At 66.9% G+C, this 13,511-nt stretch carries 12 protein-coding genes; 6 read left to right on the top strand and 6 right to left on the bottom strand.

Annotation, left to right across the window (positions count from 1 at the left end; translation table 11 throughout):
• Nucleotides 1–120: 120 nt before the first annotated feature.
• Entirely contained in the window at nt 121–429 is a 309-nt protein-coding gene (locus tag ACZ69Q_RS30080; protein ID WP_471047580.1) for an SMI1/KNR4 family protein, read from the bottom strand.
• A 620-nt stretch (nt 430–1,049) separates the two neighbouring features.
• Between ACZ69Q_RS30080 and ACZ69Q_RS30085 the strand changes: the two genes are divergently transcribed.
• Together ACZ69Q_RS30085 and ACZ69Q_RS30090 are read left to right on the top strand one after the other, a co-directional pair.
• Nucleotides 1,050–1,904: a DUF6879 family protein gene (locus ACZ69Q_RS30085; RefSeq protein ID WP_471048244.1), complete on the top strand. Its 855-nt coding sequence runs from the start codon at nt 1,050–1,052 to the stop codon at nt 1,902–1,904.
• Nucleotides 1,905–2,657: 753 nt separating this feature from the next.
• Nucleotides 2,658–2,912 carry a hypothetical protein gene (locus ACZ69Q_RS30090; RefSeq protein WP_471047583.1) on the top strand — a complete coding sequence of 85 codons (255 nt, stop codon included), beginning with the start codon at nt 2,658–2,660 and terminating at the stop codon, nt 2,910–2,912.
• A gap of 887 nt (nt 2,913–3,799) precedes the next feature.
• Here ACZ69Q_RS30090 and ACZ69Q_RS30095 read toward each other — a convergent pair.
• From ACZ69Q_RS30095 to ACZ69Q_RS30110, 4 genes are all read right to left on the bottom strand, one after another.
• Complete coding sequence (locus tag ACZ69Q_RS30095; protein ID WP_471047586.1) at nt 3,800–4,294, bottom strand: alpha/beta hydrolase; 495 nt, start codon at nt 4,292–4,294, stop codon at nt 3,800–3,802.
• A gap of 49 nt (nt 4,295–4,343) precedes the next feature.
• Nucleotides 4,344–5,021, bottom strand: coding sequence for a response regulator (locus ACZ69Q_RS30100; protein WP_471047589.1), 678 nt, complete (start codon nt 5,019–5,021; stop codon nt 4,344–4,346).
• A gap of 66 nt (nt 5,022–5,087) precedes the next feature.
• A complete protein-coding gene (locus ACZ69Q_RS30105; protein WP_471047590.1) occupies nt 5,088–6,266 on the bottom strand; it encodes a DUF3500 domain-containing protein in 1,179 nt (392 codons plus the stop codon).
• On the bottom strand, nt 6,256–7,359 hold the full coding sequence (locus ACZ69Q_RS30110) for a zinc-dependent alcohol dehydrogenase (RefSeq protein ID WP_471047593.1): 1,104 nt from the start codon (nt 7,357–7,359) through the stop codon (nt 6,256–6,258). The genes ACZ69Q_RS30105 and ACZ69Q_RS30110 overlap by 11 nt, the downstream gene beginning before the upstream one ends.
• A gap of 250 nt (nt 7,360–7,609) precedes the next feature.
• Here ACZ69Q_RS30110 and ACZ69Q_RS30115 point away from each other — a divergent pair, with 250 nt between their 5' ends.
• The 4 genes from ACZ69Q_RS30115 (at nt 7,610) to ACZ69Q_RS30130 (ending at nt 12,283) form a co-directional block, all read left to right on the top strand.
• Complete coding sequence (locus tag ACZ69Q_RS30115) at nt 7,610–8,395, top strand: SDR family oxidoreductase (RefSeq protein WP_471047595.1); 786 nt, start codon at nt 7,610–7,612, stop codon at nt 8,393–8,395.
• Nucleotides 8,396–8,427: 32 nt separating this feature from the next.
• Nucleotides 8,428–9,363 (top strand): dihydrodipicolinate synthase family protein, encoded by a 936-nt coding sequence (locus ACZ69Q_RS30120; RefSeq protein ID WP_471047598.1) that lies wholly within the window; start codon nt 8,428–8,430, stop codon nt 9,361–9,363.
• Between the two features lie 93 nt (nt 9,364–9,456).
• A complete protein-coding gene (locus tag ACZ69Q_RS30125) occupies nt 9,457–10,362 on the top strand; it encodes a LysR family transcriptional regulator (RefSeq protein WP_471047600.1) in 906 nt (301 codons plus the stop codon).
• A gap of 610 nt (nt 10,363–10,972) precedes the next feature.
• The gene (locus ACZ69Q_RS30130) at nt 10,973–12,283 is read left to right on the top strand and encodes a YhgE/Pip domain-containing protein (protein ID WP_471047602.1); all 1,311 of its coding nucleotides are present in this window, start codon (nt 10,973–10,975) and stop codon (nt 12,281–12,283) included.
• Nucleotides 12,284–12,548: 265 nt separating this feature from the next.
• Here the strand turns inward: ACZ69Q_RS30130 and ACZ69Q_RS30135 are convergent, their stop codons facing one another.
• Nucleotides 12,549–13,175 carry a TetR/AcrR family transcriptional regulator gene (locus ACZ69Q_RS30135; RefSeq protein ID WP_471047605.1) on the bottom strand — a complete coding sequence of 209 codons (627 nt, stop codon included), beginning with the start codon at nt 13,173–13,175 and terminating at the stop codon, nt 12,549–12,551.
• Nucleotides 13,176–13,511: the final 336 nt, after the last annotated feature.

Raw genomic sequence — 13,511 nt, forward strand, 5'->3', positions numbered from 1 at the left:
ACCCGATACGACAAGACCGCAGCCTCCTACGAAGCAGCGGTCTCCCTTGCCTCGTGCCTGCTCTGGGCAAGATGCGTTTGAAGACGGACCCTAGTACTCGTTGTCATGCTCGTCCGAACCTCATGAAATGAGGCCGCCGGGATCGGGGTGGAAGGGGTACGGATACAGGTCCGGGTCGCTGAGCCGCGCCTGGCGCCAGTCCTCCAGCGACCACAACCGGTCCAGCTCGGTGGCGTCGGCTTCCAGAGGCCGGCTCAGCGACAGGTAGCCGTCGATACTCCCCGGCCCGTACAGGTCCAGGAACGCCTTGTAATCCGAGGGCAGCCCGACATCGAGATACTGCTCGGACGCCGTCCACAGACGCGGCCTGGCCCAGCCCCAGGTCACCGGTTCACCCAGCAACGCCCTGAGGCGGTCGAGTGACGACATAGTTCCCCCTCCTCCCAGCGGAACCCGCCGAAGCCACATCGTGCACCATGAGGCCACTGAGCGCCTGCGCCTGATCTCCTCCACGGCCCGCCGGTGTTCCGGTACAGCAGCGGAGTACAGCAACCATCACGGCCACAGGCGACCACCAAAGGCCGCCAAAGGCCGACTGACCAGCCGAGCGGACCTCAATGACCCCGCGGCCGAGAGTTCGGGACGAAGGGGTCGTGCCAGATCCATGCCAGGTCGTGCGGGAAGCACAGGGAATGGCGGGGAACAGTGAGTCAGCACGTCACGTCTCACAGCAGCTTCACCGCAGGTCAGCGCAGCCACCGCCTCGAAGAAGCCCGAGCTTCCAAGCTGAGGGCTCTCGAGCCGCGATGGATGGTCAGCCCTCGCAACAGTTCTGGTCGATGACGAGACGCCAGCAGGGGTCAGCTGTTCACGCTCACAAGGAAGGAAACCAGGGTGCTGTCTCGTGCTGACTGGGCACCATCTCCTACGAGCACCTGGTGGGGGGAGCGGGTATGGGCAGAGAGCCAAGCACGCCGAAATCGATGCCAACGGGAGGAACGCGCATAGCGCCCCGTGTGCTGAGGACACTCATCACCGTCGTCGTGAGCATGGTGGCCTATGGAATTACCGATCTAATAGACCCGTCCCAGGACGCACTGGAGAAGCTCGGGGTGTCTATCGGCATCGGCGGTCTGACACTGATTGTCCAGTATATGGTCGACTTCGAGCGGCGGCTGGCCTCCATGGAGACCGGCCAACGAACGCGAACCCAAGAGCTCCACGACCACTTCCACCAGCTCAGTGAAGCTGCCGGGCTGCTGAGCGAGCTCAATCAGGCGGGCATGAGCACCATTGACGCGAAGCGTCTGATCAACAGCGCGAGCCTGGTGGGACAGCAGAGCCCGGAGATCGTGAAAGCCTTCGCCCGTGCCGAGATAGAGAGCCTTGCCTCGGTCGTCACGGACCTGTCCGGCATGACCGCCCACTGGCCGCGGGCCAACCACGAGTGGCTCATCAGGCTCATGGAATGCGCCCGGCGCACCATCGACGCCACGAGCAGCTCCGTCGACCGGCCCTTCTGGGACACCGATCCGGCGAAACACTACCTGGACGCACAGATCGAGGCGATGCGCGACCCAGGTGTGCACATTCGGCGTCTCTTCGTGATCAACGCTGAAGAGGAGAGCGACGACCATTTCATGATCGATTTCATGGCGCTCTGTCAGGAGCAGCGTGACCTCGGCATCCAAGTGCGCTTCATGATCCTCTCTGCGCAGCCGCACATGCGGGCGGCGGCGTGGGACATCGTGATATTCGACGACGCGTTGTACCTGGAGTTCGAACCGGACCGGCAGCAGAGCAGCCTCCAGACCAGACTCGACGCGGATGCCCGTCGTGTCGACAGGCAGGTCAGGCGCTTCAACGATCTGTGGCAGGCAGCCACTGAGCCGGGACAGCGGTGAGTGTCTAACTGCGTGACAACGCCCACGAACAACGACGGACGAGCGTGGACGTCTGCGGACCATCAGCGCAGGTGAGGACCACACCAGCCCAAGGCCATGCCCCCGTCCAAGTTGCTTCGGGACGAAGACGTCACTCAGTTACGGTGCGCCCCATGACCAGCTAAGCCGCTGCCTGTCCCAGAGTGCCGCCAGCCTCGCGGTTCCACTGCTTCGTCCAGGAGGACTTCATTGCAGGTGCTGCAATCAGCGGGGTGGTTACCCGCGTTCCAGTGGCGGAAGGCGCTGCGGCTGTACCCGTCGCGGGACTCGACGGGTACAGCCGCATGCTGGCCACGGCCTCCACGAGGGACATGGTCTCGGCAGCATGCGCCAGCGCGGGACTGGCAAGCGGGAAAAGAAAGAAGGCGAGGGCGGCAAGGCCGCGCACCGCGCCGCCCGTATGGCGGCAATGGTCGTACCGGGGCGCGCGCGAGCGATCCCGCCCGATCTCACGTCGTCCCCGTCCGGCAGGTCGATGCGTGGGCGAAGGAGCAGGGCGTCGAGGTCAACGGCCGCGGTCGAGCCCCCCGCGAACACCCGCGAGGCGTAGGCTCACGCCTGATGGAGAGCTACCGAGTCCGCTGGACCGAGGACGACAAGGAGTACGTCTCCGCGGCGGCCATGGACCGAAGAGCGTGCAGGTGTACTTGGAAGAGCTAAGGGCCCGCTCGGGCGTCTCTCCGACGTCGAGACGTTCTGCGTGAACTCGGGGGTGTGATGGGGAACCTAGGCAAATATCAGGAAATCACGACGCTGGCGAAGAGAGTGGGAGGCGTCGACAAGCTAATCAGTGCCATCGAGAAGGCTGCGTTCACGAAGGGCGCAGCTGTGGGCGCGGTAGTCGGCGGAGCTGCCGTCAGCGGAGCTGCTGTCGCGGTCAAGCGCTACCAGTCACGTAAGGCGCGAGCCGAAGAGGCGAAGGAAGAACTGAAGGCGGCAGTACAGGAGTCCGAGGTCAGCGACTCCTGAAACTAGGAGGAGCCCCGGCCGCCGAAGACAGCCGACGCGTTTCATTGTTCTAAGAGCGGCACGTCGTCGGGGCGAGGTCGAGGCGCGCCCTATGCCAACGCGCAGGGAGCCGCCACCGGCCGTCAAGATCGCTGGAGGAGCATGCAGACCCCTCTGAGCCTTCAACTTTCAAGCCTTGGTGTATGCAGTCCGCCAGCACTTCCGACCTGCGGTTGACGGTTCAGTGCAGTACAGCAGCGGAGACAGCAACCACGACGACCACACAAGCCTGTCGATCGACTTGAATGGCCGGTTGAACAGGTCATCAGCCATTAACGACCGCCCAGCCCAGAGTTCGGGGTGAAGAGGTCGCGTGCCACAGTCGTGCCAGATACAGGGGTCAGCTACGGTCAACAACGGGGACGAGCTGGTGCATCCGTGCCCGTTACCCCAACTGATGTAGCAGCAGGTCACCGGCAAGACACACCCGCCTCTCTCGAACAGCGGGGCGAGGGCTCGCCCGACGTCGGCTGAAGATCGCCTCTCACCCGCTCAGGAGGCCGCGGACCGCACGATGACGCGGGCCGCAGCACGCCCCTCGGAAGCGGGGACGAGCGGGTAGACATGGACCGCCCCGTCGCACACGATGACATTCCCGGCCAACCCTTCCGCAGCAGCCCGTTCTTCCAGGCGCCGGACGTCCGGGTAGAACAAGTCGCGAGTGCCGATGTAGACGTCGATGGGCGCCAGGGGGCAAGCGGGCCATTGACGGGACTGAGCCGGGGTTGGGCGGAGTCATCCCCGCCGGCCAGCCACGTCCGGCCGCGAGCAGGAGGCTGGTGGGGAGCCACGGATCTCGGGAATCGCAGGGTTGGTCAGAGTCAGATCCAGCCAGGGGGAGATCAGTACTACTCGGGCCGCTGGGGCAGACCCGAGCCGACCAGGCTCTGCGCCACGCCCAGAGCCAAGCCCGCGCCGGCGGAGTCGCCCATGATCGTGACCTGGCCGGCGTCCAGGTCGCTGAGCAGGTCGCGGTAGACGGCAGTGACGAAGGGATAGGCGTCACGGTAGGTGTACTTCGGCGCCAGCCCGTAGTGCGCCACCTCGACTCGTACACCGGCATCCGCAAGCTGCGAGATCAACTGCCAGTGCTGGGGCGAGATGTGGCTGATGTAGGCGCCGCCGTGCAGATAGACGACCGCTCGCTCCGCCCGGCGCCCGCGCGGACTGACGGTGTGGCATGCGAAACCGTCGATGCTGCGCGATCTCACGTCGTGCCGCTGTACCAGTTTGGCGGGCGGACGAGGTGGCTCCTTCGATGCAGCCACGGGGTCCGGGGCCGTCCTGCGTTTACGGGTCAACCGCAGGAACGCGGCGAGTACGTGCATCTGGGGACTGCTCATGTCCGGCTCTCCTCTTGGCACCGCGATGCCGTCCGCTTCGCGGAGGTTGTCACATGTGCAGGACGGGTCTGACGAGCCCTGCTTCGTAGGCGAAAGCCACCGCCTGGACGCGGGTCCGGGCACCGATCTTGGCGAGGATGCGGCTGACGTGTGACTTGATCGTGGTTTCGGCCAGATGCAGGTCCTCGGCGATCTCTCCGTTGCTCCGACCCGATGCGACGCGGGCGAGAACCTCACGCTCGCGTCCGGTGAGGTGGTGGAGCCGGCCGCTGTCGTCGTGGTCCTGGTCCGGGACGGGACTTTGCAGGCGGTGAGCGAAGGTGTCGAGGAGTTTGCGGGTCAGACTCGGCGCGATGACGGCGTCGCCTCTGGCCACCGCGTGGACTGCGGCGATCAGTTCCTCGGGGCGGGCGTCTTTGAGGAGGAAGCCACTGGCTCCGGCGCGCAGCGCCTTGTAGACGCGTTCCTCGAGATCGAAGGTGGTCAGTACCAGGACCCGTGAACGACTGCCGGAATCAACAATGCGCCGTGTGGCCTCCGTGCCGTCCATGCCGGGCATGTGCACGTCCATCAGAACGATGTCGGGCTGGAGTGCGGAGGCCATACGGACCGCCTCGGAGCCGTTGTCGGCCTCGCCGACGACGGTCAGTCCAGGTTGTCGTTCGAGGATCATGCGCACGGCAAGGCGTTGCAGGGACTCGTCGTCGGCGATCAGCAGGGTGGTCATGGTGCTGGTTCTTTCGTGGGGGGGTGGACCGGCGGTACGGGTGTGTACGGCGCCCCCGAGTACGCCCTACTCGTGTGCGATGTGTGCGCGGTGTTCGGCGAGTACGTCCAGTCCGAAGTCGGAGGTCAGGTCACGCCACACCGAGTGGGCGTGGTTGGCGTACCGCTGTGTGTTGTCGTACTCGATGAGGACGCGAGGGTCCTGCACCCGGTAGTAGTGCGGTTCCCCGGCGTCCGTGCTGCCCGCCCAGCCGAAATGCACCGCGTCGAGGACGGTGTCAGAGGCGTAGTGGGTGTCGTAGGCGTCTGCGAGGAACTCGGGTGCCCGTCCGGTGTAGAGGGTGACGAGCCGGTGCAACAGGTGCCGCTGCTCGTTGTTCAGGTCGCGACCGCTGATGCCTTTGGGGGGAATCGTGATGGCCACGCGCGCGTGATCGTTCTCGGTGTATCCGCTGCCCGCTTCCGCCCGGCGGTCGATGTCGTCGACAAGCCGGTCCAGCTCAGGGTCGGCGAACTGGCCGCGCCACAGGTCCTGCATGTGCATCATCGTGTCGCCGTGTTCGACGCGCGGACGGTTGCCGGAGACGATGTCCGAGACTGCGGACGGGTGGAGCAGGGCGCTTTGGAGTTGGCCCGGGTCCAGGCTGCGGACCAGTTGACGGGCCGTCTCCTCAGGGCCTTGCAAGGGCCGCAGGGTGCCTCCGATCAGCTCGGTCGTGGCCGGGTCGGCACCGATGAAGCAGGGGGTCGTGGAGACGAGCCGGCCGGCGACGACGAGGTTGTTCAGGGAGATGTGGTGGCCGCCGAACCTCCATGCCCAGACGCGGTCGCCGGGGCGGCCGAAGATCCTCAGCCAGTACAGGCCGGGGTCCCGTCCGCGCTGCCGGCCCCAGTGGACCCGCCACCCTTCCAACTGGTCCAGGACGTTCTCCAGTCCCATCACGGTGGTGACCGTGGCGTAGCCCGGGATGGACAGTCCGGTGGCCACCAGCCGCATGGCCAGGCTCTGTTGGCGGGCGTTCTGGTCTCGGACGGCGAGCCCGCCGTGTTCGGTGGGGGTGTAGAACCAGCGCAGCCGCTCGGCCTCCGCATCCGGGTGGAGCGGGGAGTCGTAGGCGGCGAGCGGGAGTTGGTCCTCGCTCAGGCTGTCCAGCCAGGCGGTGGCAGCATCGGCCATGGCGACCGCCGCCTTCTCCCGCCCGACTGCCAGGGCGTCGGGCGCGGTGCCCTCTCGGTCACCGGTCACCGGTGGACTCCGGGTCCTCGGAGATGTCAAGCATGACCTTGATGGCGTTGCCCCGGCGCTCGGCGTAGGTGTCGAACGCCTCGGCGACGTCGGGCAGCCCGAAATGGTGGGTGACCAGTTCCGCGGTGCGCAGCCGACCCCGGGCGGCCAGGCCCACGGCGCGGGCCACCGAACCGGTGCCCTCGCCGCGGACCGTCTGGATCGAGATGCCGTTCATCACGGCGTGGTTGAGGTCGGCCTGTACGGGCTCTTCGAAGAAGCCGACGAGGACGACCTTCCCGGACCGCTTGGCCATGCGCAGCGCGTCGTCCACCGCACTCGGGGCGCCAGAGCACTCCAGGACGATGTCGGCGCCGATCCCGTCGGTCGCCTCCCGAACCGCCGCTACGGCGTCCTCCTCCCGGGAGTTGACGACCAGGTCCGCGCCGAAGGACTTGCCGATGGCGAGCCTGGCTTCCCGCGTGCCGGCCAGGGCTACGGTCCTGGCCCCGAGTTCACGTGCGACCTGTACCGCGAGCAGACCTATCGGTCCGGGGCCGATCACAGCGACCGTGGATCCGACGAGCAGGGTGTCGAGCACGTCGAAGGCGTGCATCACGGTGCCCACGGTGGTGAGGACGACCGCGGCGTCGAAGTCCACGGTGTCCGGCAACCGGTGGAGGGTCGCCACGTGGTTGAGCGCGTACTCCGCGAAGCCCCCGTTGACGGTCATCCCCTGCACGCGGTGCCCGGTGTGCCGCAGGCCGTAGTTGAGGCAGTCCGTGTAGGCCCCGGCCAGGCAGTTGGCGCAGCGCATGCAGCCGCGGTGGGCTTCCGTCACCACCCGGTCGCCGACCCGGAGCTCGTCCACGGCACTGCCCACCGCGGCGACGACGCCGGCGTACTCGTGGCCGGGTACGAACTCGCCCGCGGCCGGGCCTCCGTCCTTGAAGAAGTGCCGACTGCGGATCTTCAAGTCCGTTCCGCACAGGGACGCCCTGCGGACGTGTACCAGAACGTCTTCCGGTCCCACCTGCGGCACGGGCAGCGTCGTGACGGCGAGGGTGCCGGGCTCGCCCAGCACCGCGGCCTGCATGGTTTCCGGCAAGGACATAGGGGCCTCCAGTTACGGCCGTGAACATGCGTCGGGAATCGACGGGCCAAAACGGCCCTATTCCCCACCTCATCTTGCACGCCGGCAACGCCTATTCCCTATTCGCGGCGCATAGGCATCCCTTATGCATGTCGCGAGAGATTCCTATTGGAGACCCACCACAACCTCGTGGCAGTGTCATTTGGAAACGACGGACGTAGCCGTCGGCCGTACGGCCGGGGAACGGGGCCACCGCCCAAGGAGCGAAGCTGTGGATCTGGGAATTTCGGGCAAGACCGCGCTCGTACTGGGCGGAGGTGGGGGTCTCGGCGGCGCGATCGCCCAGGCTCTCGCCGCGGAAGGCGCCGCTGTCGCCGTCGCGGACATCAGCCCACAGGCCGCAGAGAGCACCGCCGAGGCGGTGGCCGACGCGGGCGGGAAAGCCGTGCCCCTGGAATGGGACCTCGCGGACCTGGGCGCGATCGACCAGCACATCGCGGCAGTCGAAGGGGCGCTCGGTCCCGTGGACATCCTGGTCAACAACACGGGAGGGCCGCCGCCCTCGCCGGTTGCGGGGCAGGACCCTGAACTCTGGCTGAAGCACTTCCAGTCCATGGTGCTGTCCGTCATCGCGATCACGGACGGGGTCGTGCCGCTGATGCGGAGCCGCGGCTGGGGCAGGATCATCACCAGCGCCAGCTCGGGGGTGATCGCCCCCATCCCCAACCTGGGGCTGTCGAACGCCTTGCGGGGCAGCCTGCTCGGCTGGTCCAAGACGCTGGCCCGGGAAGTCGCGGCCGAGGGTGTCACCTGCAACGTGGTCGTTCCGGGACGGATCGGCACCCAGCGGATCAAGTTCCTCGACCAGGCCAAGGCCGATCGGGAGGGCAAGTCCGTCGCGGAGACGTCCGCCGAGAGCGTCGCGTCGATCCCTGTGGGCCGCTACGGCGAACCGCGGGAATACGCCGCCGCCGTCGCCTTCCTCGCAAGCGTCCATGCCTCTTACATCACAGGCTCGGTCATTCGCGTCGACGGCGGACTCATCGCCAGCCTCTGAAAAATACATCGGACTTCTGAGGAGGCAGAACAATGGCACCCCTGGACCACAACACCAATGGTGTTTTCGCCATCGCACCAACGCCCTTCGACAAGGAAGGCGCAATCGATTTCGACTCACTCAGCCGACTCGTCGACTTCTACGGCGACGCCGGCGTCACCGGACTGACCCTCCTGGGCCAGATGGGCGAAGCACCCAAGCTGTCCCACGAGGAGGGCGTGCGCATCGTCCAGCACGTCATCAAGCGCACCGATCTGCCGATCATCGTGGGCGTCTCCGCACCCGGCTACGCCGCCATGCGGGCTCTCGCGGTCGACGTCATGTCAGCCGGCGCCCACGGCGTCATGATCGCCCCGCCGAACACGCTGCGTACCGACGACCAGATCGTGAGCTACTACGAGGGAGCGGCGGGCGCCATCGGCGCGGACGTGCCGTTCGTGATCCAGGACTATCCGCTGTCGTTCTCCGTCGTCATGTCCCCTGCTGTCATCGCCCGCATCGCGAACGCCGCGCCAGGGTGCGTGATGCTCAAGCACGAGGACTGGCCGGGCTTGGAGAAGATCAGCGCACTCCGGCAACTCGAAGCCGATGGAGCGATGCCCCGCCTGTCGATCCTGTGCGGAAACGGCGGCCTCTTCCTGGACTTCGAGACCGAACGCGGAGCCGACGGAGCGATGACGGGCTACTGCGTGCCCGAACTCCTCGTCGACGTCGTACGCCACACCGCCGCCGGCGATCGTGATGCCGCCCATGACGTCTTCGACGCCCACCTGCCCCTGCTGCGCTACGAACAGCAGCCGGGCATCGGCCTGGCCGTGCGCAAGTACGTTATGAAGCGCCGCGGAATCCTGACCTCCGACACCCAGCGCAAGCCCGGGTCCGTGCTCTCGGCGCGTGCCCGCACCGAGGTCGACTACTTGCTGTCCAGGCTCACCCGCAAGGACAGCAGGGTCGCATTCATGGCATGACGCACAGGTAACACCCCTCAGCACAGCAGTCCGGCACCACGTCACCTAGCCCCGCCGAGTACTGGGCAACGCTCGGCCGAGTAACTTGATCACATGCAGCTACGTCAGCTGGAGTACTTCCTCGCGGTCTGGGAGGCGGGCTCCTTCAGCGGAGCGGCTGCGCGGCTCTATGTCACGCAGCCTTCGCTGTCCCAGCAGATCGGGGCCCTGGAGAAGGAGCTGGGCGCGGTCCTGCTGGAGCGCGGCCGGCAAGGGGTGACGCTGACTCCCGCGGGCCGTGTCTTTCTGCCCCGAGCACAGAACGTCGTCCGTGCGGTTCAGGACGCCCGGGACTCGGTGCGCGAGGTGGTGGAGGGCCGTCAGGGCGACGTCCACGTACTGACCGTACGGTCCGTCGCCTCGGGGATCCTGCCGCCGTCCGCGGCGCGCTGGCACTCGACGTACCCCTCCACCGTGCTGAGACTGCACGACTACTCCCACCGCCGGGACCTCGAAGAGGCCATGCGCAGTGGCCAGGGCGACATCGCGGTCGGTCCACGGCCCGACCCGTGGGAGGGGCCCGTCGTCTCCCTGGGATATGAGGAGATGGTGGTGACCGGCTCGGCCGAATACCCGGCGGGGACAGCGGCTGATCCGGCCGAACTGGCCGCTGCCGACTGGGTGCTCTACGAGCAGGAACAGGGCATGAGCGAAGTGGTGGACCGACTGGCAGGGCACCTCGGGTTCACGCCGCGCGCCGTCGCACGGACGGGCCAGGTCTCCGCAGCGCTCCTGTTCACGGTCGAGGGGATCGGCGTGACGGTGACACCGGAGAACGCGGTGCCGCTGCGTTGGTCGAGGCACGCCCGTCGGATCGGGCCCGGCTATTTCCGGGAGCTGGTGGTGTTCAGCAGAAAGCTCCCCTCCCAACTGGCCGAGCGGTACCGGGACATGCTCACCTCTTTGGAACTGCCGCTCACTGCTGAACGGGATCTGCCCGAAGGGGCACTCCGCTTCTAGCGGCATGATGCCCAACTGCGCTCGCCGCGCAGGAAAGGGCCCCGGCTGCGAGCGAAGTCTGCCGGCCAGCCAGCCTTGCCGCCGGCGCTGTCAGAACCTCGGTCCAGGGCCCCGAGCACGGCAATCCGTACGACGCCGGCGAGATCGGCCCAACTGGAATCACGGTTCGCCATCATGACGACGGTCACGGCGCCGAGGGCAGCGACGCCACGGACGTGCCGTTCCTCGTCCGTCCCCGCACGCTGACCGAATGCATCCATCATGCATGTGCCGTGCGGCAGCCAGACGTTCCACGACTCCCGGCTCCAGCGTCAGCCGGAAGGCACCGATGATGAGCGCGCCGGTTCACTGCCACGTCGCGATCACCCCGATCAAGGCCTGGAGAACCACAGCATCCCGCTCGCAGCCCTCAGGCCGTCCGGCGCCCGGCCGCACCGATGAGCGCCATGTGTCCTCGACTCGAGCAGTCACAGCCACCTGCATCCGCCACTGCCTGGACGGTGCCCTGGGCGAACCCGTGCCGGGGGCCTTTGCATTTGACTTTACACAGCATGGTTACCATCCTGGTCACCTAGTAACCGAAATGGTCACCCAAAGGGATGTGCACACCATGACGAACGACAACGAGCCCGCAGGAAGCAGGCTGGGGCCGCGGTTGTGGCTGGCCCCGGCAGTCATCGTCACCGTGGTCATGGCTGCCCTGGCAGCGTTGTATCTGGGGTCAACGGTCAACTCCTCCAAAGAGCTCGACGACTTTCCCGTAGCGGTCGTCAACGCCGATACCGGAGCCACGAGTCCATCGGGGCAGCGCGTCGACGTCGGCGAGCAGATCTCCGACGGCCTGCGCAAGGGGGTCGATGACGACAAGTTCGATCTACGCTTCGTCAGCCTTGCCGCAGCGAAGGAGGACATGGGCAAGGGGAAGCTCTACGGCGCGATCGTTCTGCCCTCGGACCTGAGCAAGAAGCTGGTGGCTCTCGCGGCGAGCGCTGCGACCGGTGGGGCCGCACAGCAGCCCGCGGTCACCGTGTACACCAATCCCCTCGCGAACACTTCCAGCGTGTCCGTCGTCAATTCCTTCGCTTCTCAGGCGCTGGCCGAGGCGAACCAGACCGTGGGCAAGCAGCTGCTCGCCACTGCGACACAGGCCGGGGACAGGGCGGCATCCGGCAGCCAGTCCGTCACAGGAACGGCACGCATCGTTCTGTCCGAACCGATGCCGGTGCATGTCACGCCGTTCAAGGAGGTTCCCGACGGGACCGGCGGCGGCCTCTCGGCCTTCTACTACGCCCTCCTGCTGGCGCTGGCCGGGTTCACGGGCTCCCTGATCGCCACGAATCTCGTCGACTCCCAGCTCGGTTTCACTCCGTCGGAGATCGGTCCGCTCTACCGCATGGAAAGCCACTCGGGTCGCAGCCGCCTGGCCACCCTTGTTTTGAAGTGGGGAATCATGGCGGGTATCGCGGTGCTCGTCAGCAGTGTCTATCTGGGGATCGCGGACTGGATCGGCATGCCGCTGGACCATCCAGGGGCGCTGTGGCTGTTCAGCGTGCTGAGCATCTCGGCCGTCGCAGTGGTTGCTCAGGCGATTCTCGCCCTGCTGGGCAGCCTGGGCATGGTGGTCAACCTCTTCCTCTTCATCGTGCTGTCGATCCCCAGCTCCGGGGGTACGACACCGCTGGAAGCCATGCCCCCCTTCGTCCGCTTCCTCAGCTCGTTCGAGCCCATGCACCAGATCTATCTGGGTACGCGCTCGATCCTGTACTTCGGAGCCACCTGGGACTCGGGGCTGGCGCGTGCCGTGTTGGCCTCCGTGATCGCGCTTGTCCTCGGCCTCCTCGTCGGGGCCCTGGGTACTCGTGCCTACGACCTCAAGGGGCTGACCAGGAAGCACAGCGCCCCTGCCGCCACCGTGCAGTGACGGAAAAACTCCGCTGGGGATGTTCCACAGCATCCCCATAGGCTCACCACGAGCGGCTGTTTAACTCGTCTGCCCCGGGCACTGCAACGTTGAGTGCCCGGGGCAGGCGGCTTTCCTCGCGCGGGCACCGGTTGACCGGTTCGGCCGGCGCATTCGCCCTTGGCCGGGGCCGGCGGGTCGATCACGAGTCCCTGACAGCCTCGCTCCATGCCGACCGAGATGACTCCGTAGGCGGGCGGCCTCAGGTTCGCATCGTCCTGGCTGGTCAGGCGTCGTCGCGCAGGTGGGCAAGCCCGCTGAGAAGGAGTTCGAGTCCGAAGGAGAACTCGTCCTCGATCGGAACGGGCATCGACCCGGCGACGGTGACCGTTGCCGGGAACAAGGCTGGATCGACGCTCTCAAAGACGGCGGACAGTTGCGCGTCGTCGAGTTGCCCGCCGCCGCCATGACCGTTGACCTGTATGGCGAATCCGAGGACGTAGCGGGCGAGGGTGGCAAAGGCGTGCGCGGCCAGTCGCGGCGGGAAGCCGCTGTCGAGCAGCGCCGCGACACAGTGCTCCCGCAGCGCCATGGCGTTCGGCCCCAGGGGAATCTCTTCGACCATCAGGCGCGCCGCGTTCCGGTGCCGGGCCAGGGCCTCGAACATGGTGTGCGCAACCGTCCGCAGCGCTTGCTGCCAGCCCATCGCGAGGAGTTCGTCGCCATTCAGTTCCACAGCGCCGAACATGCGGTCCACGACATGGGCGACCAGCGCTGCCCGGTTGTCGAAATGCCGGTACAGCGTCGCCGTGCCCGAGCCCAGGCGCTGGGCCAGCGTCCGCATCGAGAGAGCGTCGGCCCCTTCATCGTCCACGATCTGCAGTGCGGTAGAGACGATGCGCTCCAGCGGCACGGGCGGACGCCCCGGGCGCCGAGCCGATGCCGTGGTCGCTCGCGTAGGACCAGCTGCTGCCACTGAACGTCCACCTCCTCGGCCAGCACCATAACAGCAACACTGTATCCAGTATGGAGATCGCCGGTTGGGCATGGAGCGCCGGCGCCCCCTTCGATCAGCCCATCGACGACCGCTCGTCCGAGGTCGGCGACAGCTCCGATACCGTCCTGGACGTCGCCCAGATTGCCCGCTGGTCGGGTTGCCTCGGCAGCGAAGCCACCGTCGTCCCCGTCCCGGGCGCCCTCCACGACGTCCTGCTCTCCCGCCGCAATCCACCGCGAACACGCCTACACC

It is taken from the genome of Streptomyces sp. NPDC036764 (assembly GCF_055609385.1).